The organism is Ochrobactrum sp. CGA5 (assembly GCF_006345815.1).
Taxonomy (GTDB): Bacteria; Pseudomonadota; Alphaproteobacteria; order Rhizobiales; family Rhizobiaceae; genus Brucella.
In genome coordinates this window covers 1-23,948 of the sequence record NZ_VCIG01000007.1, presented here as the reverse complement: position 1 = coordinate 23,948, position 23,948 = coordinate 1, and the positions used below count along the sequence as shown (strand labels likewise).

The window sequence follows — 23,948 nt, the reverse complement described above, 5'->3', positions numbered from 1 at the left end:
GACAGGCTCCCTTTTTCTCTGGAGAGTTCAATCAAAGACCAGTCAGTGCAAGTTGCTGTTCGTTGTAACGCTTGCCCGCGATCAGGTCGGGTGTGGAGACCTCATCCAGAAGCTGGAGGTCCTGCTCGGTTAGCGCGATGTCGACAGCTTTCACATTATCTTCCAGATGGTTGATCTTGCGAACGCCGGGGATCGGCACGATGAAATCGCCTCGGCTCAGCACCCATGCCAGGGCCAGTTGCGCGGGCGTAATCTGCCTTTCCTCTGCGATTTCGACAATGCGATCCACCTGCCTGTTATTAGCTTCCAGATTGCCTGGCTGAAAACGCGGCAGCGTCCTGCGGAAATCGCCTTCGGCAAGGTCTGACTGTGAGCGCAGTGTTCCTGTCAGCATTCCCCGCCCAAGCGGGCTGTAGGGCACGAAACCGATACCGAGTTCACGGCAGGTAGGCAGCACATCGCTTTCTGGATCGCGCGCCCATAGCGAGTATTCGCTTTGCAGCGCAGCGACGGGATGGACCGCATGCGCGCGACGCAGTGTGGAGGCGCTGGCTTCCGAAAGGCCGATGGTCCGTATCTTTCCTTCATCTATAAGGTCTTTCAAGGTGCCGACAACATCTTCGATTGGCACGGTCGGATCGACGCGGTGCTGGTAGAACAGATCGATCACGTCGATGCCGAGCCGTTTGAGGGAGGCTTCGGCTACGTCGCGAATATGTTCGGGGCGGCTATCGACACCCCTCATTTGGCCGTCTTCGATCTTGAAGCCGAACTTCGTTGCAATCGTCACCTGGTCACGGAAGGGCTTGAGTCCCTTGCCCACGAGTTTCTCATTCTCGAATGGGCCATAAACCTCTGCGGTATCGAAAAATGTCACGCCAAGATCGATGGCACGATGCAACGTGCGGATCGCATCCTGCGCATCCTGTCCGCCATAGGCATGGGTCATTCCCATGCAGCCGAAACCGAGTGCGGAAACGCTCAATTCTTGGCCAAGTTTGCGCTGTTGCATTGTCGTTCCTTTCTAAGGACTGATTGAAAGTACTGAAAATTGTATGGGAAAATCGGCAGGAGACTCTCGCTGAGGCGCGCTTCTTCAGCGACCCGCAGCCAAAGATCACAAGGCAACAGTACAGGGGGATAATTCATTCGATAGTACCGATTTATTTTCACGGCTTGTTCTGTAATTTATAACAATGAATCGAAGTCAATTGTCGCAACTTGCCGTTCTCGCTGCCGTTGCCGCGCATGGCAGTTTCCGTGGTGCGGCACGGGAACTGGCGATTGCACCCTCCGCCGTCAGCCACGCGGTCGCAACACTGGAGGACAGTCTGGGCGTGCGTCTTCTTGCACGCACAACGCGCAGTGTCGCGCCGACGGAGGCTGGCCGGCAACTGCTGGAAAGGCTGGCGCCAGCGCTTGAGGAGATCAATGCGGCTTTGGATGCCGCCGTCGATTCGCGTGATCGTCCGTCGGGCGTGCTGCGTATCACGGCGCCCTATGCGGCGGCGCAGCTTGTCATCGCTCCGCGTCTGGGCGATTTCGCCCGAGCTTATCCCGACATCACACTCGATCTGCGGGTGGAAAATGGCTTCACCGATATTGTAGCGGCAGGTTTCGACGCAGGCGTGCGTCTTGGTGAAAGTCTTGAAGCGGACATGATTGCGACGCGGCTTACAGGAAATGTGCGTGCCGCAATCGTCGCCGCACCGGCTTACTTTGAGAATCGTCTCATTCCGGTCGAGCCGCATGAGCTCCTGCACCACGCTTGTATTCGCCATCGTTTTCCGAGTGGACGAACCTATCGTTGGGAGTTTGAAAAGGAAGGTGAACTGCAGGAAATTGCAATCGAAGGGCCTTTGATCGTCAACGATGACAGGGTTATTCTGGAAGCCGCTCTTGACGGTACCGGGCTTGCCTATTTGTTCGAGGCCTATGTTCATGACGCTTTGGAGGAGGGACGTCTCGTGCGGGTTCTGGAAGACTGGTGCCAGCCGTTTGCGGGGCTTTATCTCTATTATCCAAGCCGACGCCAGATGCGCCCTGCGCTACGGGCGTTCATCAACTTTTATCGCCACGGAAGTAGTGACCGAGATTGATGTCGAGCCATTTGCGTCATGCCGGTTTGCCGCTCGCAGAGCAGCGGAGTATCTTTTCACAGATGATTCTGGAAAGCCCGCTGCTGACCGATGCGCTGCAACGGCTGCATGAATTCGCCGGGGAAGCGTCCGAATTCTGGCTCGTCTCAGGCGCGCTCTATAACACCGTCTGGAACCGGTTGACCGGAAGGCCGGCCCTGCACGGGATCAAGGATCTTGATATCGTCTATTTCGACGGCAGCGATCTTTCCTTGGAAGCAGAGGACGCGGTTATCAGGCGCGGGGCTGATGTCTTTCGCGGCTTTCCGCTTCCAGTGGAGATACGCAATCAGGCGCGGGTGCATCTGTGGTTTGAAGAGCGCTTCGGACAGCCCTATACGCCGCTTCATTCCGCGACCGAATCGATAAAGCGCTATTCGACGATTGCCCACTGCGTGGGTGCAAGGCTGGTAAAAGACGGCGAGGCCACGAAGGATGAGCTTCTCCTCCACGCTCCTTTCGGCCTTGATGATATTTTTTCGTTTAGCATTCGTCCCAATCGTGCCATCGATAACCGCAAGACGCATGAGATCAAGGCCGCCCGCGCGCTGAAATTCTGGCCAGAGCTGAAAGTTCAGTATTGGGATACGCCGGATTGAGCTCTTTATAAACGAGGGAATGACATGTTTCGTTGGGGGATACTTTCAACCGCCAAAATTGGCGTCACGCAGGTCGTTCCAGCGCTTTGCGCGTCGGAGAACGGCGTTGTTCACGCCATTGCAAGCCGCGATCTGTCGCGGGCGCGCGCCGTCGCCGACCGTTTCGGCGCGCCGCTGGCATTTGGTTCTTACGACGAGCTTCTGGCAAGCGATGCCATTGACGGCGTGTATATACCGTTGCCAACGTCACAACACATTGAATGGAGTCTAAAGGCGGCTGAAGCGGGCAAACATGTCCTGTGCGAAAAGCCGATTGCCCTGAAGGCAGGCGATATCGACCAGCTCATCGCCGCGCGTGACAAATACAAAGTGACGATAGCTGAAGCCTTCATGGTCTATTATCATCCGCAGTGGATCAAGCTGCAGGAACTCCTTGCCGAAGGAGCTATTGGACGGTTGCGCCATGTGCAGGGCGCTTTTTCCTACTTCAATGTTGATCCGGGTAATATGCGCAACCAGCCGGAACTTGGCGGCGGTGCCCTACCGGATATTGGCGTCTATCCGACGGTGGTAACCCGTATGGTCACCGGCCAGGAACCAGTGTCTGTTCAGGCGTCGGTCGAATATGATCCGGCTTTTGGTACCGATCGTTACGCCAATGTTTCGGCACGTTTCGACGGATTTGACCTGACCTTCTATGTTGCGACGCAGCTCGCTGGACGCCAGACGATGATTTTCCATGGCGACAAGGGCTTCATCGAAGTCTACGCCCCGTTCAATACCGGCAAGTATGGTCATGGCAGCATCGCGCTTTTCGATGCCAGTCACACCAAGGCAACCGAATGGTCATTCAGTGACGCCAATCACTATCAGCTTCAGGCCGAAAGTTTTGTGCGCGCTGCACTTGGCAACGAGGATGCGCGGCTTTTCGCGCTTGAGAACTCAAAGGCGAACCAGAAATTCATTGATGCGATCTATCGTGCGGCAAAAGATGGCGGATCGGCTATGGTGTGATGATCGGCTCGCCATGTTGTGCCGCAATCCCTGTACGGTTAACCGTTCCTGTCAGGTTTTGCGGGTATAGAATCTGCATTAGCTTGGTTCTTGTGACTTGCAGTGAAAAACTGCGTTTCTTATATACGCCACGCACAGGGCAGTGATGTCAGGCCAGAAACCGGTTTGGTGTCTGGACGAGCATCTGGAAGCAAGCATTGTGAAATCTGTAGGAACCGCCCATGGAACGCTCGGTAGAGGTCTTGGCGGTTTGCTGAATGGAGAGAAATATGGCTAAAGTTATTGGTATCGATCTGGGAACGACCAACTCCTGCGTATCCGTCATGGACGGCAAGAACGCGAAGGTCATCGAAAATGCCGAAGGTGCGCGTACAACCCCTTCGATCGTTGCATTCAGCGACAGTGACGAACGTCTCATCGGCCAGCCTGCAAAGCGTCAGGCCGTCACCAATCCGGAAGGTACCATTTTTGCGGTCAAGCGCCTGATCGGCCGCCGTTTTGACGATCCGATGGTTACCAAGGACAAGGGTCTGGTTCCTTACCAGATCGTCAAGGGCGACAATGGCGATGCCTGGGTCGAAGTCCACGGCAAGAAATATTCCCCGTCGCAGGTCTCTGCGATGATCCTTCAGAAGATGAAGGAAACTGCTGAGTCTTACCTCGGTGAAACGGTTACGCAGGCGGTTATCACGGTTCCAGCTTACTTCAACGACGCCCAGCGTCAGGCCACCAAGGATGCCGGCAAGATCGCCGGTCTCGAAGTGCTGCGCATCATCAACGAGCCGACTGCTGCTGCGCTCGCTTACGGTCTGGACAAGAACGACGGCAAGACCATCGCCGTTTATGACCTTGGCGGCGGCACTTTCGACGTTTCGGTTCTCGAAATTGGCGACGGCGTCTTTGAAGTGAAGTCGACGAACGGCGACACCTTCCTCGGCGGTGAAGACTTTGACATGCGTCTGGTCGAATACCTCGTTTCCGAGTTCAAGAAGGAAAGCGGCATCGACCTCAAGAACGACAAGCTCGCTTTGCAGCGCCTCAAGGAAGCTGCCGAAAAGGCCAAGATCGAACTGTCGTCGTCGCAGCAGACTGAAGTCAACCTGCCGTTCATTACCGCTGATGCTACTGGACCGAAGCACCTCGCCATCAAGTTGTCGCGGGCTAAGTTCGAAAGCCTGGTGGACGATCTGGTCCAGCGCACCATTGAGCCTTGCAAGGCAGCGCTGAAGGATGCTGGTCTCAAGGCTGGCGAAATCGACGAAGTGATTCTGGTCGGTGGTATGACCCGCATGCCGAAGATTCAGGAAGTTGTGAAGGCCTTCTTCGGCAAGGAGCCACACAAGGGCGTCAATCCTGATGAAGTTGTCGCCATGGGCGCGGCAATTCAGGCCGGTGTTCTGCAGGGCGACGTCAAGGACGTTCTGCTGCTCGACGTGACCCCGCTTTCGCTGGGTATCGAAACGCTGGGCGGCGTGTTCACCCGTCTGATCGAACGCAACACCACGATCCCGACCAAGAAGTCGCAAACCTTCTCGACCGCTGAAGACAATCAGTCGGCCGTGACGATCCGCGTCTTCCAGGGCGAGCGTGAAATGGCTGCCGACAACAAGATGCTCGGCCAGTTCGACCTTGTTGGTATTCCGCCCGCACCGCGTGGCGTGCCACAGATCGAAGTGACTTTCGACATCGACGCCAACGGTATCGTCAACGTGACTGCCAAGGACAAGGGGACAGGCAAGGAGCACCAGATCCGCATTCAGGCATCCGGTGGTCTGAGCGATGCCGACATCGAAAAGATGGTCAAGGATGCAGAGGCGAATGCCGAAGCCGACAAGAAGCGTCGTGATGCGGTTGAAGCCAAGAACCAAGGCGAAAGCCTCGTTCACTCGACCGAAAAGTCGTTGAGCGAATATGGTGACAAGGTTTCGGCTGACGACAAGAAGGCCATTGAGGACGCTCTTGCAGGCCTCAAGACCTCTCTTGAAGGCGACGACGCCGAGGATATCAAGGCCAAGACGCAGACGCTCGCCGAAGCTTCGATGAAGCTCGGTCAGGCTATGTACGAAGCCGCTCAGGCCGCTGAAACCAGTTCTGCTGGTGGTGGCGAAGAAGCTGCTTCAAACGACGATGTCGTCGACGCCGATTATGAAGAAATCGACGACGACAAGAAGAAGTCGTAATTTTAGGCTCAATACACTCAAGCCCGGGGCGATGCTCCGGGCTTTTGCCAGTTTTTGAGATGTTTGCATTCGCGGGTTTTGTATAAGCCTGCATATTGGCTGGTGTCGAGGAAACGCCGATGGGCGTTTCGGGTATATCCGCCTCCATTTGAAAAATCGCTCTGGCCTGCATACATCTTGAAAAGCACGAGACGGTTTCGGGCAAGTGGGTATCGATGCTGAAGCCCGGAGTGCTGATCTGACGCATGGGTCGGAAGGCGCTTCGACAGATGAAAAATAGGAAACGCTGGCCCCTGACAAGTGTTGAACGCTTTGGGGCGTGTCGCACGAATCTGGGGACCGGTTTCGGGATACGATGTCCGTGAAAGCAAAAGGCGCGTTCCTGTCGCCGGGATAACGAACTGATGAAGATCGACTACTACGAAGCTCTGGGTGTTGAAAGAACAGCAGACGACAAGACGCTGAAGACAGCCTTTCGCAAACTCGCGATGGAATATCACCCTGATCGCAATCCGGATAATCCGGAAGCTGAACGCAAGTTCAAGGAAATCGGCGAGGCTTACGAAACGCTGAAGGACCCGCAGAAGCGTGCTGCCTATGATCGGTTTGGCCATGCAGCTTTTGAAAATGGCGGCATGGGCGGTGGTTTCGGTAACGGCTTTGGTGGTGCAGGCGGTTTTGCGGATATCTTTGAAGACATTTTTGGCGAGATGATGGGTGGCGGTCGCCGCCGTTCCAATGGCGGACGCGAACGCGGTGCTGATCTTCGCTACAATATGGAAGTGACGCTTGAAGAAGCGTATTCGGGCAAGACCGCACAAATTCGCGTTCCGACCTCCATCACCTGCGATGAATGCTCGGGTTCCGGCGCAAAAGCGGGTTCCCAGCCGACCACCTGCACCATGTGTTCTGGCTCGGGCCGGGTTCGCGCAGCCCAGGGCTTCTTTTCGGTGGAGCGCACCTGCCCGACCTGTAACGGTCGCGGACAGATAATCAAGGACCCTTGCGGCAAGTGCCATGGTCAGGGCCGCGTCACGCAGGAACGTTCGCTGTCGGTCAACATTCCGGCAGGCATTGAGGACGGCACCCGCATCCGTCTTGCCGGTGAAGGCGAAGCCGGTATGCGGGGTGGCCCAGCGGGCGACCTCTACATTTTCCTTTCCGTCAAACCGCACGAATTCTTCCAGCGCGACGGCTCCGACCTTTATTGCAAGGTGCCGATCTCGATGACGACGGCGGCTCTTGGCGGCCAGTTCGAGGTCTCGACGCTTGATGGCACACAGACGCGGGTCAAGGTTCCAGACGGTACACAGAATGGTAAGCAGTTCCGCCTCAAGGGCAAGGGCATGCCGGTTCTGCGTCAGGCTGCGGTTGGTGATCTTTATATACAGATCGACATTGAGACGCCGCAGAACCTTTCCAAACGCCAACGTGAACTGCTGGAAGAGTTCGAAAAACTTTCCTCACAGGAGAATAGCCCGAAATCAGCCGGGTTCTTCTCAAGGATGAAAGAATTCTTTGAAGGTATTGGAGAATAATAAAGGGAGCCCAAAGGCTCCCTTTTTTTGTTCTTTTCCTTATTCCCGCCTTGCTTAGGGAATTCAAAGCGGCATAAACTTGCCCAATAACGACAATGGGAGCAGCGAGAATGGCAGGACAGCTCGGCAGGAAACTGGCCGCTAAGTTCGATGAGGAGATCCGTTTCTTTAAGGGATGGATAGACGGGCCGAAAGCGGTCGGCGCTATTTTGCCAACGAGTTCCATTACAGCGCGCCGTATGGCCAGCGTCATCGATACCAACTCCGGTCTTCCTGTTCTGGAACTTGGACCGGGCACGGGCGTCATCACCAAAGCGATCCTGAAACAGGGCGTGAAACCTGCCGATCTCTATTCCATCGAGTATTCGCAGGATTTTGTGGATCACCTGACCACGATCTTCCCAGAGGTCAATATCATTCAAGGTGATGCCTTCGACCTCGACAGCGCGCTGGGTGAGAAAAAGAACCAGAAATTCGACTGCATCATCTCTGCCGTGCCAATGCTCAATTTCCCAATGGACAAGCGTATCCAGCTCGTGGAAAGCCTGCTTTCACGCATTCCAAGCGGACGGCCCTTGATGCAGATTACCTACGGCCCTTTACCGCCGGTTCCAGCCGGTCGCGGCAATTATACCGTCCAGCACTATGATTTCGTGGTGCGCAATGTGCCACCGGCACAGCTTTGGGTTTATCGAAGCCCTCTGGTCTAGTTTTCTTGTCGCGGAGTTCCGGCATGACTGCACGTATTCTCGTATTCGCGGGCTCGGTTCGGATCGGAGCTTTTTCCGGCCACATGGCTGATGCCGCTGAAAAGGAACTGCGGGCGCAGGGTGCCGAGGTCACGCGAATAACGCTCGCAGACTATCCATTGCCGATCATGGACCAGAATCTGGAAAACGAGCATGGTGTTCCAGAGAATGCCATGAAACTTGCTCGCCTGTTCGCCGAACACGGTGGCCTGATGATCTGTTCGCCGGAATATAATGCGTCGATCCCGCCGCTTCTTAAAAACGCCATCGATTGGGTCAGTCGTATTTCAAAGGACGGGGACAAACCGTTCAGGCCTTATGCCGGCCTGACAGTCGGTCTCTGTTCCAGCTCCGACGGAATGTTCGCTGGAATGCGTGGGCTTTATCATTTGCGTGCTGTTCTGATGAGTGTTGGCGTGCAAATCGTCACTGAGCAATGTTCGGTCGGTCGCGCTTCGGCGGCGTTTAATGATGACGGTACGCTGAAAGAAGAACGCAGCGCTAAGATGCTCTCCGCTGTCTGCCGCAGCCTCATAGCACGGGTGGAAGAGGCAAAAAGCTGATTCCGTCTCTTTCGTAACGGGTCTTGTTGTGCGAAGAGAGTAAAAATCACCACGGAGACTCTCATGACGACGACAGATTTGCGCGATCAAGCATCCGGGCGCTTGATCGTGGGCCTCGACGTGCCAACCATTGCCGAAGCGGAAAAGGTGGTTGAAGAGTTGGGTGATACCGTTTCCTTCTATAAGATCGGCTATCAGTTGGTTTTTGCTGGTGGTCTCGACTTCGCAAAAAGCCTCGTGGCGGCCAAGAAGAAGGTCTTCCTCGACATGAAGCTGCTCGACATCGACAATACCATTGCCAAGGGGGTCGAGAATGTCGCGAAGATGGGTGTTTCCATGCTTACGCTTCATGCTTATCCGAAAGCGATGCGCGCGGCGGTGGAAGCCAGCAGAGGATCGGAGCTTTGCCTTTTGGGCGTGACGGTTCTGACGTCGATGGATGATGCCGATCTGCGGGAAGCCGGCTATTCTGACAATGCGGAAGCGCTGGTGTTGAAACGCGCCCGTCAGGCGGGTGAGGCGGGTATGGGTGGCGTTGTAGCGTCCGCGGTCGAAGCGGCAACCATCCGGCAGACGGTTGGCCCGAACATGGCGATCGTCACGCCTGGCATTCGTCCTGCAGGTTCAGAAAAGGGCGATCAGAAGCGGGTCATGACCCCTGCGGATGCGTTGAAGGCCGGAGCCAGCCATCTGGTTGTGGCCCGTCCGATCATCGGTGCGGTCGATCGCAAAGCGGCAGCCCTTGCCATTCTGGAAGAAATGCGCTCGGTTGCTTAAGAGAACACTGGAGGAGAGAGCATGACGAAAGCCTATTGGATTGCCCGTGTGGATGTCCGTGATCCCGAGCGATACAAGGATTATGTTTCGACCGCAAAACCGGCATTCGAGCGTTATGGTGCAAACTTCATTGCACGTGGCGGCAAGGCTGAGGCTGTCGAAGGGCAGGGCCGTGCTCGGAATGTCATCATAGAATTTGAGACCATGCAGCACGCACTCGATTGCTACAATTCACCGGAATATCAGGCAGCGAAGGCGATCCGCCAGACGGTTGCTGATGGCGAGATTATCATCGTCGAAGGTATCTGAATTCAAAGGGCCCGTAAGGGCCCTTTTCATTTTAGAGTCGGACTGGCGGATCATGCCGTCCGGTAAGGGTCAAATCGAGCAGCAGCACCTTTCCGGCGTGGGGATCCGAACGGAGGGCTTCTTTGTCGAGGCCTTCATTGGCACTGGTTACGATCATCGCCGTTGCCTCAGGTCCGACGAACGCAGGGCAGGATGGCTGGCGGACTGGCAGGGAAATCGAGCGGATCAGACGGCCCTGCGGAGAATAGGCGTTGAGCGAACCGCCACCCCAGCAGGCGTTCCACAGCGTGCCTTCTGTATCAACAACCGAACCGTCGACGCCGCCTTCTTCTGCCCGGTGATGGAAGACGCTTTTGTCGGATACCGGCAATCCGGTTTCGGGGTCCGTATCGACACGCCAGATAATATTGCGATCCGTATCGGCGAAATAGGCGATTTTTCCATCGGGAGAAAAGCAGATCGAATTGGTGATCGTGATACCGGAGAACAGCTTTTTCACCTGGCCTTCGCGATACCACCAGATAGAACCTGCATCGGCTTCGGCCTTTTTGCCCATCGTGCCGATCCAGAACGATCCTGACGGATGCACGCGTGCATCATTAGAGCGGGTAGTTTCATTCTCGGCTTCAAGTGGGTGATGCAGGGTCAAGCGCCCATTTGCCCGCTCGCGAATGAAAAGTCCGTGCTCACTGACGATCAACTGCCGGTCGCGATCAATGACGGCGAGGGCGCTGGCCTTCATGCCCAGCGCATGGACGTGTACTTCACCGTTTTCCCAGTTTTTCTCGATCAGCTTCTGGCCGAGAATATCGAACCACCAGACATTGCCGCTCAGCGGGTCATAGCCGGGGCCTTCGCCCAGTTCCGCTACATGGTCGGCAAACAGGGTAGTTTTAACCACGGTCACCTTTTCCTCCTGAAATGCCCGAAGCGATTAGATGCAGCATAAACAACGGATGAAAGCCAATCCAGCTCAACTTCACAGATTGCAATAGCAGGCTAATACCGGGAACAGATCAAGAGAAAGGACTATGTTGCCTGACCATTCCGTTTTAAATTTCCCGCAACTTCGAATCGCGAGGAAATCATGGCTCTCAAAGTCGCGGTCCAGATGGACCATATCAGCACGGTGAATATTGCGGGCGATACCACATTCGCCCTCTCGCTAGAGGCGCAGAAGCGCGGACACGAGCTTTACCATTATACGCCGGATCGACTTTCGATGCGCGACGGTGTCGTTTCAGCCCGCTTGGAAAAGATGGAAGTGCGCGACGTTAAGGGCGATCACTATACGCTGGGTAAGCCGGTCCGCCGGGACCTGTCGGAAATGGATGTGGTTTTGTTGCGTCAGGACCCGCCCTTCGACATGAACTACATCACCACCACCCACCTTCTGGAGCGAATTCATCCGAAAACGCTGGTGGTCAACGATCCTGCCTGGGTGCGTAACAGTCCCGAGAAAATCTTCGTGACAGAGTTTCCTGATCTGATGCCGGAAACGCTCATCACCAAGGACCCGCAGGAAGTCATGGATTTTCGTCGCGAGTTCGGTGATATCATTCTGAAACCGCTTTACGGTAATGGCGGTGCCGGAGTCTTCCACCTGGCCGATGGTGACCGCAACCTGACCTCGCTTCTGGAAATGTTCGGTCAGCTTTTCAAGGAGCCGTTCATTGCGCAGCGCTATCTCAAGGACGTACGCGCCGGCGACAAGCGCATTATCCTGATCGATGGCGAACCCGTCGGTGCAATCAATCGCGTACCGTCAGAGACCGATGCCCGTTCCAACATGCACGTCGGTGGGCGTGCCGAACAGAGCAAGCTTACGCCCCGTGAACTTGAGATTTGCCAGCGTATTGGCCCATCGTTGAAAGAACGCGGTTTCATTCTGGTCGGCATCGATGTGATCGGCGACTATATGACCGAAATCAACGTCACCTCTCCAACCGGAATCCGCGAAATCCAGAAGTTCGACGGGACCAACATAGCAGCCCTGTTCTGGGAAGCGGTCGAAGCCAAGCGGTAGGGGCGGCTCCAAATTTGTTCCCTTAACGTTCTTGAACTTACCGCTCGCTCGTGCTTAACTCTCTAAGTTGTATTTAAGTTTAATCTCACTTAAGAGATGTGGGGCGTGGCGAGCGGGGGCACATGGTCGCGCGGGTTGGAACAGTTGCTTTTCAAGGCATAGAAGCTGTGCCTGTCGATGTGCAGGTGATGGTTGCGCCAGGCAAGATGGGTATGTCCATCGTTGGCCTGCCGGACAAGGCTGTAGCCGAGAGCCGCGAGCGTGTGCAGGCGGCGCTGCACGCTTCTGGACTATCGATGCCGACCAAGCGGGTGACCGTCAATCTGGCGCCCGCCGACCTGCCGAAAGAAGGATCACATTACGATCTGCCTATCGCTGTCGGGCTGATGGCGGCGATCGGTGCCATTCCGGCGGATGCGATCCAGTCCTATCTCGTTCTGGGTGAGCTGTCGCTCGACGGTTCGATAACATCGGTGGCGGGCGTCCTGCCTGCTGCGATCGGCGCGAACCGCGACGAAAAAGGGCTTATCTGCCCTTATGCTTGTGGGCCAGAAGCGGCTTGGGCGGGGGCCGACATCGATATTCTGGCTCCGCGTAGCCTAATCGCCCTTGCCAATCATTTTCGCGGCACGCAGGTTCTGACCCGACCGGAACCATCCATGCGAATTTCGGGCGAAGCGGAGCTGGATCTTGTCGATATAAAAGGGCAAGAGACTGCCAAGCGAGCGCTTGAAATCGCCGCAGCGGGCAATCACAATCTGCTCATATTGTGCTACATTAATCCGGCACTCGTCCACAGCTTGCGCAGATACGAAGGGTATAAGGGCCAGCCCTCACCGCACCTTCGTGCGGCTCACCCGGGATATTTATAGAGCAACTGCATGTGCAGGGCTTGCGCCAAGTTGGCCGACGAGTGATGATATGAGGGCAATACAGCCGGGGACGGCGATTGTTGTGAGCATAATGCATTATTTTCTTAGACTCCCGCCACAATTTTGATGGCGGGTTTCTTCGTTTAGGCTTCCCGCACTTTTCCACGCGATTGCGACGGTTTTGCAGGCGCTTTCAAAGGTTTTTTGCCATTGGGCTTGCGCAAATAGATGGGTTTAAGCCTCGTTTTAGCGACTTCTGAATCTGCCATTGACGTCATGCGTTGCATAGCTGCGCGTGAAATCGCTTCCGCGCCAAGAGTTTTCCACTTCCTCAACGCATTAAGCCGATTGGATTGGCATTCCTTCAGGAGACGCTGCCAGCGATAGCTTGCCTCAGGGTCGCCGGGGTCGGGTGCGCATAGTGCGAAAAAGACTTGAAGAAAGATATCATCGCGCACCGATGTATCTGGGCCTAAATAAATATCCCATGGCTGGCCGTCTTGTCGGATTCTACGGAAAGGCAATGCGTTAGCGAGTGCAAATGCCTTTTCGACTTCCTGCCCGCCTGATGAGTATTCGGCCATTTTCAGGCCTTTTGAGCGCCGAAACAGGTAGCGGCGCAAGCTGTGTGCTTGCGCCATTTCTTCGGCATTAGGAGCGAGGTCGGTGGCGATGGTCATGGCGTGAACCTTGGCGCTGGCTCGTTGTCCTCTGGCACGGGCTCGAAATCGTACGCGTCTTCATCGTCAAAGTCGTCTTCGTCATTATCCAGCGACAAGGCGTTTTCTATGTACGCCCTGACGGAATCGGCATTTTCAGCTTTAGCGTTGTTAGCCCTCAAGGTTTCGGCGTATTTTGCAAAGAATTCGGTAAATGGATTTGTCATTTTCGTTCCCCTTTTTTGATTAAGCTGGCTGTGGAGCCTTGGTTTTGCGAGGTTCCGGCTCGTCATCTGGTGTTGGAGCTTGTGAAGCGGATTCCGGTGTGCCTGCGTCTTGCTCGATGTCGCGCCCCACTGCGCGGAATCCGTCAAGATTGGCTTCGATGGATTCGATTGTCTCTGCTCGGAATGCCGCGATTTGGTCTTCATCGAAATTGGTGAGCAACAGCCACAGGTGATAATCACGCTCTTTAAGGTCTGAGAGCGCTTCCTTGTTATTTCCGCTTGCGGCTTCCAGCATGAGGTCGCTGACCTTTTTGCGTTGGCGGATGCCTTCAAGATCGAGTACCTGGGCGTCGAGTTTGGCGCGGTCGGCTTCGAACTGAGCGCGGATTTCCGGCGACGGTTCGTAGACTTTGCCGGACTGGTCGTAGACCTTCACACCCTTACGCTGTGCTTCCAGCCAAAGAGCATCCTTGAATTGAGTGCTTCCGTAAGCCTCCAATTCTCCGCCCCATTCCTCCAGACTTTTCGCGAGCAATGCGTTGATTGCAGGGTCTGAGGCTTTGCCGTGGATTCGGACTTCGGTGCCAAGGTCTTGAAGGCGGGCTTGGCCGATGGTCACATAAACACCGTCTGGCGCTTCGATGACGTTGGTGTAACCGCGAGAACGCCATTTGTCGGCAATGCTTTCGATGGCGGTTTCTGGCAGTCGGTAGCTTGCTGGAATATCACCGGATGGCGTTGCTTGCTGGCGCGGGCGAGGTTTCTGGCCGCGTCGTGTAATGGCTGCGGTTTCGGTGAGGCGGTCGATGTAGTCTGCACGATCCGCTGTTACGATAGCAGCACCCATCTTATCCGCCATGCCCGCAGGCCCGTAGATCGTGACTTTTCGGTTTTCGACCTCAACCCAACCGCCATCGCGCATGTTGACGCGTAGTTTTTTTGGGTCTTTAGCGTCGATCATATGAATGTCGTCGCTACTTCCTGCGACCCCAGGCAAGTGCTGGGTCATGAGTTTTCGCTTAAAGTCTTGTTGGTGGCGTGGGCGGATGCCGTTTTCTTTGTCGGATTGCATTCTTGGAAAATCAGACATTATTTCTTCCTCCAGTTGATTAAGTGCTTGTTTTGTTGCGCGAATTGCGCGGTGATTTGCGACCTCGTTGATGACGTGGTCGGGTTTTTTCAGACTCTTTGCTGTCTGAATTCTCTGCTCGCCCATGGTCGGCTCTGGGGCCTGATCGAGCTCGCGGGCGACGTTTGAAAGGTGGGAAACTCGGCGCGGACTGTTTGCGCGCTCAAGGTGTTCGTTCATCACAGTTGCAATGCGTTCACGCTGGATTTTAAGCTTATCTCCGCGCTCGCCGCCGTATCGGCCTCCACTGGCGTGTAAGGCTTCTAAATCGGCGTTTTTCTTGCTTGCAAAGCCTGTTTCCGTGCCGGAATCGAGCTTACGCATTGTCAACATTATGTGGGCATGCGGTTGCGGCTGGCCGTATTGATCCAAAGGACAATGAATCGCGATATCTGCGATTGCGCCTGCGTCGATCCACGGCGCGACGATTTCGCGAGTGAACGGCTCCCACTGATTGACGGGAATATCGCGGGGGATCGTTATCAACCATTCTCTGGCGACTTGAGCATCCTGACGACGCTCTGCAAGCTCGGCACGGCCCCATACTTGTTCGCGATCCTGTATCCAATCCGGCGCGGAATCTGGCGCGACAATGAATGAGGAAATGACATGGCCTTTGTCGCGATAGTCGAATGTTTCACCTGTGCGGGGGTCTGTTATCTTGCTCGCAGACCTGTATGCACTTGCCGCGCATGATGATCTGCCCTTCGATCTGGAGAAGATTTGATGCTCGGCGCGAAAAAGAGCCTGATCTGCGGCGAGGGAGGTTTTCAATTCAAACCTCCACGTTTTGCGATAGCGACGGATTCAACCGTCGCTAGCTTGGAGACAATAAAGGCCTCCATGTCGCGCAGCAGTGCATGATGTGCGGGGCTTTCAGGAAACTCGCGAGCAACGAATTTGCGCTGGAGCTTGATGACAGACTGGGCGTGGCGGTCAGCATTACGAAAATCGCCAGCGTTCATGCACTCAAGCATGCGATTCCAAGCGACAGTCATGTCGCGAAGGAGAGCTTTATTGCGCTTCGCGATGGCCGGATGAACACGGTCAAAGGCTCTGGTCTTGGCCTCGGTTACCGAGATTAGCTGGATGCGAGATAGAGAGGTCATATACTCGTCCCCTCGCGATCAACGTGATTGTGGCCTTCGCCACGTAAAATCTCAATTTGGTCTTCTATGAGCTTTGCGGCGATAAGGAGAGATGCCCCAGAAGAGAAAGGGCGCAGGCCGAATTCGTCGGGCCAAAATAGCTCAAGTGCCCAAACACTAGCGTCAGAACTACGCCCAGCCTGACAAATGTAATAACGACCGTCTATTTGATAGACTTTCTCGCACTTTTCATTTGCCAGAAGACGCCAGCCGCATAGATGCGGCAGGGTGTCGAATACGTTGTTTATGGCTCGGCACAGGTGGAATTCCTCAACAATTCGTTGAGGCGACTTTCGACGACCTGGCAAGTTGCGGATTTCTGCGAGCAGCAAATTGATGTGGTCGTAAGCGGATTCATTCCCGGCAGTGCGAGGGCCTAAAAAGCAGTCTGCCGTAAGAGGGAAGAGGTTGGTCATGATGCCACCTCGTCCATTGCTTCATTCCAAATATCACGCTGAAAGAACGCGACAGTCTTTTCAACCTGTGCGATTGCGTGGTCGGCGGTCCATGCTGGTTCGCCAACATGATTTCGGCCCCAGCATATTTCCCAATCCCACATTCCCGCACTTGATGAGTGCAGCGGCACATAGCGAACACTGGCAATGACCTCATCAAGTGCAATCTCGTAGGCCTTTTCAAGCATGGTCGGATAGCGAACTTTCCAGCCATCAAAGCGGGGAATATTCGAAAAAAGACGTTCAAGTTCTGCCCGTTGAACTGTGAGATTTTGGATTTTAAGAGCGGCGTCCAGCTCCCTGAATGTGTCGTTAATCTCGGCCTTCCATGATCCGATATAATCCAGCGGTGACAAGGAAGACATTTGTGCGTTTGACTTGAGCGCACAGTTAAGCATGGTCATTCTCCTTTTTCAGGGCGAGCGCAATATCGGCCCAGTCGTCGTCTATGGACGTGGCGGCGTCGGTGGCGGTTTCGGTGGATGGGGAGTCGGAAGGACAAATGCGGTCGAGCAGCCGAAGAGCGTCCGACGCACCCCGTTCAGTGCCTAAAATCCAAAAACCCAGGCCGCTAAAGGCAACAAGGAAAACGAGATGCGCGATTTGAAGATAGTTCAAGCTGCACCTCCCATTATATCGTCGTCCCAATAGTCGGCAGGAATAAGCGGCATGGGTGGAAAAATATCGTGGCCCGCCAAAGACGTTGAAACGTCATACCCAGCGTTTTCCAGAGTGAGAAAGAGCTTAACTCGCGGATGTAATCGACGAGAAACAAATCTCTGAGTTTCTCCCGGTGCGGTGATGAATAAAAATCCAGAGTTTTGAGCGTAATGCTTAAGCTGCTCTGGCGTTAACCCGATGCAAGAAACAGCGGCGTATCCGCTTTGATATTTTGTGTAATGAAGATGGACTTGGTTCATCTTATTTTCTCCCTTTTGAAATCTAAAAGCCGTCTGCAAGACCGAGGCGCATCAGAATGATGCATAACCGCGCACTTAACAGCAGTGGGCTGTTGTTGGTGTCGTAGGGAGATATTGAGTTCACTACTTGACTAATACAAGGTGCCAGCAAATCATAATTACAGATGACAAAAGTAGATATTGCAATATCACTAGATACAACTTGCGTAGTCTACATTTTTGGAAGTCTATAAATTAAAACGGTCGGCGGTTATTTAAATCTGTCGGCGCTTATCGGGGAGAAAATTGATGTCGATTGTTTTGAAAAGTCCACACCGCGAAAAGTTGGATTCGAAGTTGCAGAAATTGGCGAAGCTTCAATCTGAGATTAAGCGGCTGGAGAATGCCGATAAGACGGCTGCGCGAAAACTGGAAAGTCGTCGCAAGATCGTGCTGGGCGGGTGTCTATTAAAGGCTGAACGCGAGGGCCGAATTACTGAAAACTGGATTCAGAATCTGGTGAACACGTATGCGAGCGAGCGCGATAAACCGATTTTCGATTTTGCGAAAACGGAATCGGAAAATGACGGCGTAGATGGCGTGGTAATCGCAAATCGGGAGTAAGTGAAATGGCGATTTTCACCGATCTCCTGAGAGAACCATCACAACACAATATTGCGTGGTCGTGGGTCACGACCCTAATCCCGCAAGACGTGAATACGCCGTTTGGTTATGCAATCGGCGCTTTTAATTCTATGCTTGTTTACCTCGGTGCGCTCGCAGTCATCTGGGCGGTGATTATGGGCATCGTCCATTCCGCGTACACTGGCAAAGTTCTTGGCGATAAGTTTCACCAAATCTGGGCACCGCTACGCGTTTTTGTTGGCTTCGGATTGCTTATTCCGCTCGGTGCGAGTTTTGCGAGCGGGCATTATCTTTTACGCGATGTCGTTGCACGGGCTGGCATAAACTTTGCGGATAATATCGCAAATGTTTGGTTCGACGGCGCTCAAAAAATGCCAATGGTTCCGCCTACGAAAAACGGCATAAATCTGGTTTTAGATATCTATGAGTCTGAGATTTGCGCTGCTTATAAAAATTTCTGGCAGTCATACGATAATTCGCTAGAACTCATCGGGCCGACTGCCGCGATGGGGTACCACGACGACAAGTCGACAGAATGGCGATGGGGGTCTTGCGGAACGATTTCAATGCCGATGCTCGAAGGCCATCAAACTTTAAACGTGCAACGCCAGATTTCTATCGGCAAAATCGTACTCGCTGCGCGAAAAGACGTGAAGCCCTTTGCGTCGCACCTTTTTGACACGGCTCGCGGGATCAAATCGCAACAGGATGCTGTTGCATTTATGAAAAGCGGACTGCTTCCGAAATTACTGGATCGCGTGAAATCGCTAGCAAATCAATACGATACTGAAAATATGAAAGCGGTGGCGAAAGACCTGAGCACAGAGAGCGAAGGCCAAGCTATACGCGACAAGCTGAAAGCGAGCCTGAAACAGCAGGGTTTTATCGCGATTGGCATGTATTTCGTGAACTTGTCTACACAGAGTCAGCAGGTGCTTGCGCTGACAGACGTAAAGCATACTCGAAACGTGTTGCAACGAGACGCGGACGGTCAAGGAAAGTATGAGACGGCGAAGGAAGCCATCAAGGCGTTCCGCCTGTCCCTCGTAGCAGAAGAAGCTGAGATCGAAGTTAGCTCGCAGGAAATGACGTTCAACGCCGACGAAGACAGCAATATTCTAACGAAAATTATCAATAAGTTTTCGCGACCGTTGCAAGAATGGGCGATGTCGAAAGGCAAAAAAGATGCCAGCGACACAACAGTTGATCAAATCCGAAAGTCCGACCCAATTCTTGATCAGATCGAGTCCGGACATTGGTTTATAACGATTGCCGGATTGATGATTGCCGCTGCTTATTTACCAATTATCGGGGCATTTTCGATGGTGGGCGATGCTGGCGGAATGGACGGTGCCGCTCTCTGGTCGATGATCTGGTTGTCTCTGCCAATTGGCTCGCTCGGAACTGTTGGAATTTTACGCGCTTACGTGCTTCCGATCATCCCCTTTGTCTCAATAATGATCTTCGCGAGTACGTGGCTAATCGCGCTTATAGAAGTTGTAATCCAGTTGGGTGTTTGGGCGTTGTCATGGCTGAAGATGGACGGCGATGAATTTATGCATCGCGGCTCTGAACTCGGTTCGAAGATCATTTATCAGGTCTTTCTAATGCCTGCTCTGGGTGTCCTATCTTATGCCGCTTCATTCGTGCTGCTGCCAATGGTCGTGGGCACTGTTGAAGTCCTGTGGGCTAAGGCATTTTACAGCCAAACGGGAGGTTATCCGGTCGGAATTACAGCGCTCATCACATCCTTTGCGATGATTACATTCTTGACCCTTTACCTCACAATGCACGTTTTCAGCCAGATTTTGACGATCCCGCAACGCGTGATCATGTGGGCTGGCGGTGGTCAGGGTAGCGATTTTGGCGACAAGGGAATGGCACTAGGAGCAGCTACCGCAGTAGCCGCGACTATGGGACGTGGAATGCCTGGCCTGCCGAAAATTCCAACGCCAAAAGGATCGAGCGACAGCTCCGGCGAAGGCGAAAACGGCGGCGGCAAGCGCACGGTAAAAAGCGCGCCAATTGGCGACAAAACAAGAACAAATTAACAGAAGTCCCCACCGTCATGGCGGCGGCGGTGGGGAAATTTAGCGATGCCGCTGGGGAAATCAGATGTTTAGAGTTTTACTTATAACCGCTGCTGTTGCGGCATTCGTCGCAACACAAGGACATACAGAAGAAATTCAGTTTGATGACAGTCAGCATGCAAACGTTGAAGGCGTTCTGACCAGCCACGCAGACCGCAAAATTCGGAAAGCGGGCGAAGTCATCGAGTTTGCTTTCAACGTGTCAGGCCTGACACGTTCGATTCCGGCTGGGGATTATGTTCGCGTTGATTATGGTGCAACTGACATAGTGCGGAATGACGGCTCGTTCGATAGCAATGTCGATTTCGGCCTCGCTTGCCCTAGCGTCGGCTCTGGGTTGCCAATTAGTGGCTCATTCGCATGCACGGGATCTTACACCGTACGGCAAGCGGACATTGACGCTGGCGGCTTTCTGTTGGCTTTAGGTGTAGCTCTTTCTACGCGAGATTTTGCATTATACGGCGGTTCCGTGTTGGAAAATTTTGAAGTCGATGAAATGGCAGAGCCGGAGAAGCCAAAACCCGAAGATGAAGAAAAGACGGCATGCAAGCCAGCACCCATGCCTGCTAATGGGGCAAAATTTGTATTCCGATACAGAACTGGATCAATATGCTCGTAGAATTGAAATCCAGACACCAAAAAGCCCCCGTAATTGAAGGCCTTTTATTAGAAACTAACTGGCTCTCGACTTAGTAACCGAGAGCCGTCATTACGAGGCCGCCGACGATAGCGACTGGGTAGAATGCGATGCTTGCGGCAACGATGAGAGCGAAAGGGTGAATAGCCATGTTAGTTCTCCTTAGTTGTGTTTGATGCTGTCTGAAAATCTGACCAAAAACAAGCTGCTAACGTCGATTTGCAAGTAGTTTGGCGCGGGCCGCTGCTTGTCAGCAACACGGACTACTTGCAAAGAAAAGACGAGAGTAGCTAAATGAAGGTCGAATTTTCAAAGAGCATTTGGCACACCGGAAACCGATATGCCGGATTTGCAATGTGTCGCTGTCAGGATTTTGCCAGCATTGCTCGCCGCACCTCGGCTTCGGCGGTTGCGACTTCCGCTATGGCGTCGTCAAGTTTCAGGCGGGTTGCCAGTTCCCAAAGTCTGTCATCTTCCGATGCGGCTCCGATTTTCCAGATGCGGGCCTCGTCATGGATTTTGGATGCTATTTCGCGGGCGATAAGTGCCGATTTCAGGCGTTTGTTTGCGGCACGTGTGGCTGAGATTGCGTTTGCCATGATGGCCCCTTTCTGGCGGTTTTCGTGACGTCACGAAATTAGGCGCTGGGGGTGGATCTCGTTTCGTATCGCGCTGCATATCTCTTACGCGCTTCAAGCGCCCGTTCGTTGCTTGATTTGGATTCTTCCCAGCCATTTTTTTGATAAAACGGCTTGCGTTCGATCTCTGCGCGCATGAGTTCTAGCACGTAAAGCGACGGAATTCTGTTTTGCTCAAGACTCGGTAACTGACGGACAGTATTGTAAGAGAGGCCCGTCAATTCAGCGACTCCCCGTTGCGTAAGACTGAGATGTCGACGCAACTTCCGATATTCGAAAGCGCGCCATTCTTTCTCGTCAAACGTTTTGGCGACTTTCGGTCTATGTGAATAATACATTGTATTTCCTTCCATTTTGAGGGTTCTGGTTGTTATGCCCCTCTGAAAGCCTTCCGTTTCTGGAAGACTTTGGGCGAGGCATTAGACGGCTGCGGGTGTGTCGTCGTCGTCGTCCGGCTTGGATTTGAATTTGTTGATTGCCCAGGCGGCGGCAAGAATTGGCAGGCGAATTGAGCAGTAAACAACGAACGGGACTGCAATAATCATTGCAATGACGATGATGCCAACGACGCCATATCCAATTTTGGCTTCTAATGGTAGTTGAGAATATAGTTCAATAAATTGTTCCATTTGATTATTCCTTTTGTTTTAATGATCTTTATTAATCATCCTATATATATTATTGTTACATATTTCTGTCGGCGCAATGGTACATATAGGAAATATGATAAAATAAATCGCGATTATGATGCTTATTTTTATTCTAGTTTGTAATATTATTTCGTATTTATGCTTTTCGATACTTTGTTGACAGACTGACGTTGCTCTAACGCGTGACGCATGCGTTCAAGAGTCATAAGATTTGGGGGTTGAGAAACGAATGAATTATTCACAAGTGTGAGCGTTGACACTCCCGCAACTTTTGAAAGCTCGGAATATGAAAGACCCAAGCACTCGCGAAGGAAATTGAACTCGTTGCATCGCCATTTCGCTTCGCTGGAGTGAGGCGGTGCTTTCAAATGAGATCGGGCGGTGTAATACATTTTTGAAATCCTTTTTGTGACGACACGAAATTATGTAGCATGACGCTGACGACGCTCTTCTAACGCCTCCCGCATCCGCTCAAGCACAGCAAGCGATACGGCCTTGTCGCGATATGGAATTTGATTCAAGGTTGTAATGGACAGACCGGTCACAGCAGAAAGTGATGGGCGCGATAGTGACAGGGCTCGTCTGAGGCGACGGTACTCGGCATTTCGCCAAACTTTTTCCTCTGGTGTCGTAGCGAATATGGGGCGGTCTGCGTAATACATATTGGGAATCCTTTCGTGCTGAAAATGGTTGCCCCTGCCTGATTGAAGGGGCTGGGCGAGGCATTTAGGCAGCCTGTTTTTCAGGCTGGCAAGCAAAACGACTAATGGTGATTTCTTTAATCTTTTCAGCCTGTTGCGGGGTAATGGCAATTTTGACTTTTCGCGCACGAGAGTCGGCTGGGTACAGCTTCACACGAGACACGTTCATCACCCGCCAGCCATCCGCAAATCGACGAAACTGGACTTCAGTGCTATCGACACCGTATTTGTAGCTGCGACCAGGAGCATAGCCGTATGTCGTAGCTATCGCACCGACGCGATAAGTTTTCGGGAGAAGCACAGCATCAAACTGCTGCTCTGCTTCATTGGCAGATTTTAAAACTGTCGCATGAGAGCCAATTACCCAGGTCGAAGCTCGCCCATTTACCTCAGCTAAAGCCTCTTCAATTTTCTCTACTTGATCAAGCTTCAGTCCATTTTTACCAATAGTATTTTTCGACATTATATTTTCCTTCCTAATGCTTAGGTGACCGTTATTGAATCTCCTGTTTTCCGACTTCCAAGTGTCTATCCATACAGGCGAACGATTGAGTGGCTTGATGCCCCTCTAAAACCCCTTCTGGCTTCAAAAGAAGGGGTTTGGGCGAGGCATTTAAGGCGTTGGGGTCAACACTGCTTCTTCGGTCAAATCAGACTGGGGATTGGCTTCAAGCCAGTCGATAAGCTGCTGGCGGATATTTTTCGCATCACCAGCATCTAAGCTGTCATCTGCATACAACTGGGAATCTTCCCTGAGACAGAGATCGCCATCTACATCAAGAAATTCGTGACGATCCTCACCAAGTGCGTGAAAATTAATAACGCGATAGTAGTGGTCACCACCGCCCTCGTTGATGACTTCGATATTGCTTAATTCAATATTTGACATATAAATTCTCCTATACTTACGTAACCTTAATTGGTCATCCTATGTATAGTATTTGAGAGGAATTTGTCTGCGTCAATAGTAAATATAGGAAAAATTAAGAATTATTTTTGGAATAATGCGTTGACTTTGCTCGATATTGAGCGGCGATTTCCACTAATTTGGCCATTATGTTACAAACTATCCATGCTGATGCAGTTAGTATAGACAGTTTGTAACATCGTCGCGCAGCTATACTATACGACAGTGCGCTGTCGTATAGTAAGACTTATGTGGAGTTGCCCCATAAAAACCGGACATTTTCAGGATTGAGCATTTCGGCTCAGGAACTCTCGTGGAGATTGATATCCTAAAGCCTTGTGCGGGTGAAGATTGTTGTAGTGCTCGAACCATGATGGCAGTTGAGCCATGACAGTTTC

General features: G+C 52.9%; 29 protein-coding genes and 1 pseudogene. 14 read left to right on the top strand and 16 right to left on the bottom strand.

Going from position 1 to position 23,948, the window contains the following annotated elements:
• Window positions 1-31 precede the first annotated feature (31 nt).
• Window positions 32-1,012, bottom strand: coding sequence for an aldo/keto reductase (locus FJQ48_RS08090; protein ID WP_139974680.1), 981 nt, complete (start codon window positions 1,010-1,012; stop codon window positions 32-34).
• Window positions 1,013-1,196: 184 nt separating this feature from the next.
• Here FJQ48_RS08090 and FJQ48_RS08085 point away from each other — a divergent pair, with 184 nt between their 5' ends.
• The 9 genes from FJQ48_RS08085 to FJQ48_RS08045 all read left to right on the top strand — a co-directional run bounded on the left by FJQ48_RS08085 (window position 1,197) and on the right by FJQ48_RS08045 (window position 9,867).
• The gene (locus FJQ48_RS08085; RefSeq protein WP_139974679.1) at window positions 1,197-2,099 is read left to right on the top strand and encodes a LysR family transcriptional regulator; all 903 of its coding nucleotides are present in this window, start codon (window positions 1,197-1,199) and stop codon (window positions 2,097-2,099) included.
• Window positions 2,099-2,737 (top strand): nucleotidyltransferase family protein, encoded by a 639-nt coding sequence (locus tag FJQ48_RS08080; RefSeq protein WP_139974678.1) that lies wholly within the window; start codon window positions 2,099-2,101, stop codon window positions 2,735-2,737. Before FJQ48_RS08085 ends, FJQ48_RS08080 begins: the two co-directional genes overlap by 1 nt.
• A 24-nt stretch (window positions 2,738-2,761) precedes the next feature.
• Entirely contained in the window at window positions 2,762-3,751 is a 990-nt protein-coding gene (locus FJQ48_RS08075) for a Gfo/Idh/MocA family oxidoreductase (protein ID WP_139974677.1), read from the top strand.
• 269 nt (window positions 3,752-4,020) lie between these two features.
• Window positions 4,021-5,931: a molecular chaperone DnaK gene (gene dnaK, locus FJQ48_RS08070; RefSeq protein ID WP_139974676.1), complete on the top strand. Its 1,911-nt coding sequence runs from the start codon at window positions 4,021-4,023 to the stop codon at window positions 5,929-5,931.
• A 404-nt stretch (window positions 5,932-6,335) separates the two neighbouring features.
• Window positions 6,336-7,469, top strand: coding sequence for a molecular chaperone DnaJ (gene dnaJ, locus FJQ48_RS08065; RefSeq protein WP_180350157.1), 1,134 nt, complete (start codon window positions 6,336-6,338; stop codon window positions 7,467-7,469).
• 110 nt (window positions 7,470-7,579) lie between these two features.
• Window positions 7,580-8,179 carry a phospholipid N-methyltransferase PmtA gene (gene pmtA, locus FJQ48_RS08060; RefSeq protein ID WP_139974674.1) on the top strand — a complete coding sequence of 200 codons (600 nt, stop codon included), beginning with the start codon at window positions 7,580-7,582 and terminating at the stop codon, window positions 8,177-8,179.
• A gap of 23 nt (window positions 8,180-8,202) precedes the next feature.
• Entirely contained in the window at window positions 8,203-8,781 is a 579-nt protein-coding gene (locus tag FJQ48_RS08055; protein WP_139974673.1) for an NAD(P)H-dependent oxidoreductase, read from the top strand.
• Between the two features lie 63 nt (window positions 8,782-8,844).
• Complete coding sequence (pyrF, locus tag FJQ48_RS08050) at window positions 8,845-9,558, top strand: orotidine-5'-phosphate decarboxylase (RefSeq protein ID WP_139974672.1); 714 nt, start codon at window positions 8,845-8,847, stop codon at window positions 9,556-9,558.
• 21 nt (window positions 9,559-9,579) lie between these two features.
• On the top strand, window positions 9,580-9,867 hold the full coding sequence (locus FJQ48_RS08045; RefSeq protein WP_139974671.1) for a DUF1330 domain-containing protein: 288 nt from the start codon (window positions 9,580-9,582) through the stop codon (window positions 9,865-9,867).
• Window positions 9,868-9,898: 31 nt separating this feature from the next.
• On the opposite strand, the gene FJQ48_RS08040 is transcribed toward FJQ48_RS08045, so the two are convergent.
• The gene (locus tag FJQ48_RS08040; protein WP_139974670.1) at window positions 9,899-10,774 is read right to left on the bottom strand and encodes an SMP-30/gluconolactonase/LRE family protein; all 876 of its coding nucleotides are present in this window, start codon (window positions 10,772-10,774) and stop codon (window positions 9,899-9,901) included.
• A 180-nt stretch (window positions 10,775-10,954) separates the two neighbouring features.
• Between FJQ48_RS08040 and gshB the strand changes: the two genes are divergently transcribed.
• Together gshB and FJQ48_RS08030 are read left to right on the top strand one after the other, a co-directional pair.
• Window positions 10,955-11,893 carry a glutathione synthase gene (gene gshB, locus FJQ48_RS08035; protein ID WP_139974669.1) on the top strand — a complete coding sequence of 313 codons (939 nt, stop codon included), beginning with the start codon at window positions 10,955-10,957 and terminating at the stop codon, window positions 11,891-11,893.
• Between the two features lie 122 nt (window positions 11,894-12,015).
• Window positions 12,016-12,663 (top strand): annotated as a pseudogene (locus FJQ48_RS08030) (magnesium chelatase domain-containing protein); the annotation flags it as partial.
• Window positions 12,664-12,908: 245 nt separating this feature from the next.
• Here the strand turns inward: FJQ48_RS08030 and FJQ48_RS08025 are convergent.
• Genes FJQ48_RS08025 through FJQ48_RS07990 form a run of 8 tightly spaced genes read right to left on the bottom strand, consistent with a single transcriptional unit; the run spans window position 12,909 to window position 17,303 of the window.
• Window positions 12,909-13,445, bottom strand: a complete 537-nt coding sequence (locus tag FJQ48_RS08025; protein WP_139974668.1) for a hypothetical protein — start codon at window positions 13,443-13,445, stop codon at window positions 12,909-12,911.
• Window positions 13,442-13,651 carry a hypothetical protein gene (locus FJQ48_RS08020; protein WP_139974667.1) on the bottom strand — a complete coding sequence of 70 codons (210 nt, stop codon included), beginning with the start codon at window positions 13,649-13,651 and terminating at the stop codon, window positions 13,442-13,444. Before FJQ48_RS08020 ends, FJQ48_RS08025 begins: the two co-directional genes overlap by 4 nt.
• Window positions 13,652-13,670: 19 nt before the next feature.
• The gene (locus FJQ48_RS08015) at window positions 13,671-15,554 is read right to left on the bottom strand and encodes a MobA/MobL family protein (protein WP_180350156.1); all 1,884 of its coding nucleotides are present in this window, start codon (window positions 15,552-15,554) and stop codon (window positions 13,671-13,673) included.
• Window positions 15,551-15,889, bottom strand: a complete 339-nt coding sequence (locus FJQ48_RS08010; RefSeq protein ID WP_139974665.1) for a hypothetical protein — start codon at window positions 15,887-15,889, stop codon at window positions 15,551-15,553. Before FJQ48_RS08010 ends, FJQ48_RS08015 begins: the two co-directional genes overlap by 4 nt.
• Window positions 15,886-16,344 (bottom strand): hypothetical protein, encoded by a 459-nt coding sequence (locus tag FJQ48_RS08005; protein WP_139974664.1) that lies wholly within the window; start codon window positions 16,342-16,344, stop codon window positions 15,886-15,888. Before FJQ48_RS08005 ends, FJQ48_RS08010 begins: the two co-directional genes overlap by 4 nt.
• On the bottom strand, window positions 16,341-16,781 hold the full coding sequence (locus FJQ48_RS08000) for a hypothetical protein (protein WP_139974663.1): 441 nt from the start codon (window positions 16,779-16,781) through the stop codon (window positions 16,341-16,343). The genes FJQ48_RS08005 and FJQ48_RS08000 overlap by 4 nt, the downstream gene beginning before the upstream one ends.
• Window positions 16,774-17,001, bottom strand: coding sequence for a hypothetical protein (locus FJQ48_RS07995; protein WP_139974662.1), 228 nt, complete (start codon window positions 16,999-17,001; stop codon window positions 16,774-16,776). Before FJQ48_RS07995 ends, FJQ48_RS08000 begins: the two co-directional genes overlap by 8 nt.
• Complete coding sequence (locus FJQ48_RS07990; RefSeq protein WP_139974661.1) at window positions 16,998-17,303, bottom strand: hypothetical protein; 306 nt, start codon at window positions 17,301-17,303, stop codon at window positions 16,998-17,000. Before FJQ48_RS07990 ends, FJQ48_RS07995 begins: the two co-directional genes overlap by 4 nt.
• A gap of 288 nt (window positions 17,304-17,591) precedes the next feature.
• Here FJQ48_RS07990 and FJQ48_RS07985 point away from each other — a divergent pair, with 288 nt between their 5' ends.
• The 3 genes from FJQ48_RS07985 (at window position 17,592) to FJQ48_RS07975 (ending at window position 20,636) form a co-directional block, all read left to right on the top strand.
• A complete protein-coding gene (locus FJQ48_RS07985) occupies window positions 17,592-17,906 on the top strand; it encodes a hypothetical protein (RefSeq protein ID WP_139974660.1) in 315 nt (104 codons plus the stop codon).
• 5 nt (window positions 17,907-17,911) lie between these two features.
• Entirely contained in the window at window positions 17,912-19,978 is a 2,067-nt protein-coding gene (locus FJQ48_RS07980) for a DotA/TraY family protein (protein WP_139974659.1), read from the top strand.
• Between the two features lie 64 nt (window positions 19,979-20,042).
• Complete coding sequence (locus tag FJQ48_RS07975) at window positions 20,043-20,636, top strand: hypothetical protein (protein ID WP_139974658.1); 594 nt, start codon at window positions 20,043-20,045, stop codon at window positions 20,634-20,636.
• Between the two features lie 383 nt (window positions 20,637-21,019).
• Here FJQ48_RS07975 and FJQ48_RS07970 read toward each other — a convergent pair whose 3' ends face one another.
• The 6 genes from FJQ48_RS07970 to FJQ48_RS07945 form a co-directional block, all read right to left on the bottom strand.
• Window positions 21,020-21,253, bottom strand: coding sequence for a hypothetical protein (locus FJQ48_RS07970; protein WP_139974657.1), 234 nt, complete (start codon window positions 21,251-21,253; stop codon window positions 21,020-21,022).
• 38 nt (window positions 21,254-21,291) lie between these two features.
• Window positions 21,292-21,630, bottom strand: a complete 339-nt coding sequence (locus tag FJQ48_RS07965; RefSeq protein WP_139974656.1) for a hypothetical protein — start codon at window positions 21,628-21,630, stop codon at window positions 21,292-21,294.
• Between the two features lie 81 nt (window positions 21,631-21,711).
• Entirely contained in the window at window positions 21,712-21,921 is a 210-nt protein-coding gene (locus FJQ48_RS07960; RefSeq protein ID WP_139974655.1) for a hypothetical protein, read from the bottom strand.
• 747 nt (window positions 21,922-22,668) lie between these two features.
• Window positions 22,669-23,106 carry a hypothetical protein gene (locus FJQ48_RS07955; protein ID WP_139974654.1) on the bottom strand — a complete coding sequence of 146 codons (438 nt, stop codon included), beginning with the start codon at window positions 23,104-23,106 and terminating at the stop codon, window positions 22,669-22,671.
• 150 nt (window positions 23,107-23,256) lie between these two features.
• On the bottom strand, window positions 23,257-23,532 hold the full coding sequence (locus tag FJQ48_RS07950; protein ID WP_139974653.1) for a hypothetical protein: 276 nt from the start codon (window positions 23,530-23,532) through the stop codon (window positions 23,257-23,259).
• 299 nt (window positions 23,533-23,831) lie between these two features.
• A partial coding sequence (locus tag FJQ48_RS07945) for an integrase core domain-containing protein (protein WP_139974652.1) occupies window positions 23,832-23,948 on the bottom strand: 117 nt, incomplete at its 5' end.

Excerpts from the sequence above, each read along its gene's own strand:
- FJQ48_RS08090 (WP_139974680.1), bottom strand. The coding sequence starts at position 1,012 with ATGCAACAGCGCAAACTTGGCCAAGAATTGAGCGTTTCCGCACTCGGT.
- FJQ48_RS08085 (WP_139974679.1), top strand. The coding sequence starts at position 1,197 with ATGAATCGAAGTCAATTGTCGCAACTTGCCGTTCTCGCTGCCGTTGCC.
- FJQ48_RS08080 (WP_139974678.1), top strand. The coding sequence starts at position 2,099 with ATGTCGAGCCATTTGCGTCATGCCGGTTTGCCGCTCGCAGAGCAGCGG.
- FJQ48_RS08075 (WP_139974677.1), top strand. The coding sequence starts at position 2,762 with ATGTTTCGTTGGGGGATACTTTCAACCGCCAAAATTGGCGTCACGCAG.
- dnaK (WP_139974676.1), top strand. The coding sequence starts at position 4,021 with ATGGCTAAAGTTATTGGTATCGATCTGGGAACGACCAACTCCTGCGTA.
- dnaJ (WP_180350157.1), top strand. The coding sequence starts at position 6,336 with ATGAAGATCGACTACTACGAAGCTCTGGGTGTTGAAAGAACAGCAGAC.
- pmtA (WP_139974674.1), top strand. The coding sequence starts at position 7,580 with ATGGCAGGACAGCTCGGCAGGAAACTGGCCGCTAAGTTCGATGAGGAG.
- FJQ48_RS08055 (WP_139974673.1), top strand. The coding sequence starts at position 8,203 with ATGACTGCACGTATTCTCGTATTCGCGGGCTCGGTTCGGATCGGAGCT.
- pyrF (WP_139974672.1), top strand. The coding sequence starts at position 8,845 with ATGACGACGACAGATTTGCGCGATCAAGCATCCGGGCGCTTGATCGTG.
- FJQ48_RS08045 (WP_139974671.1), top strand. The coding sequence starts at position 9,580 with ATGACGAAAGCCTATTGGATTGCCCGTGTGGATGTCCGTGATCCCGAG.
- gshB (WP_139974669.1), top strand. The coding sequence starts at position 10,955 with ATGGCTCTCAAAGTCGCGGTCCAGATGGACCATATCAGCACGGTGAAT.
- FJQ48_RS08025 (WP_139974668.1), bottom strand. The coding sequence starts at position 13,445 with ATGACCATCGCCACCGACCTCGCTCCTAATGCCGAAGAAATGGCGCAA.
- FJQ48_RS08020 (WP_139974667.1), bottom strand. The coding sequence starts at position 13,651 with ATGACAAATCCATTTACCGAATTCTTTGCAAAATACGCCGAAACCTTG.
- FJQ48_RS08010 (WP_139974665.1), bottom strand. The coding sequence starts at position 15,889 with ATGACCTCTCTATCTCGCATCCAGCTAATCTCGGTAACCGAGGCCAAG.
- FJQ48_RS08005 (WP_139974664.1), bottom strand. The coding sequence starts at position 16,344 with ATGACCAACCTCTTCCCTCTTACGGCAGACTGCTTTTTAGGCCCTCGC.
- FJQ48_RS08000 (WP_139974663.1), bottom strand. The coding sequence starts at position 16,781 with ATGCTTAACTGTGCGCTCAAGTCAAACGCACAAATGTCTTCCTTGTCA.
- FJQ48_RS07990 (WP_139974661.1), bottom strand. The coding sequence starts at position 17,303 with ATGAACCAAGTCCATCTTCATTACACAAAATATCAAAGCGGATACGCC.
- FJQ48_RS07985 (WP_139974660.1), top strand. The coding sequence starts at position 17,592 with ATGTCGATTGTTTTGAAAAGTCCACACCGCGAAAAGTTGGATTCGAAG.
- FJQ48_RS07980 (WP_139974659.1), top strand. The coding sequence starts at position 17,912 with ATGGCGATTTTCACCGATCTCCTGAGAGAACCATCACAACACAATATT.
- FJQ48_RS07975 (WP_139974658.1), top strand. The coding sequence starts at position 20,043 with ATGTTTAGAGTTTTACTTATAACCGCTGCTGTTGCGGCATTCGTCGCA.
- FJQ48_RS07970 (WP_139974657.1), bottom strand. The coding sequence starts at position 21,253 with ATGGCAAACGCAATCTCAGCCACACGTGCCGCAAACAAACGCCTGAAA.
- FJQ48_RS07965 (WP_139974656.1), bottom strand. The coding sequence starts at position 21,630 with ATGTATTATTCACATAGACCGAAAGTCGCCAAAACGTTTGACGAGAAA.
- FJQ48_RS07960 (WP_139974655.1), bottom strand. The coding sequence starts at position 21,921 with ATGGAACAATTTATTGAACTATATTCTCAACTACCATTAGAAGCCAAA.
- FJQ48_RS07955 (WP_139974654.1), bottom strand. The coding sequence starts at position 23,106 with ATGTCGAAAAATACTATTGGTAAAAATGGACTGAAGCTTGATCAAGTA.
- FJQ48_RS07950 (WP_139974653.1), bottom strand. The coding sequence starts at position 23,532 with ATGTCAAATATTGAATTAAGCAATATCGAAGTCATCAACGAGGGCGGT.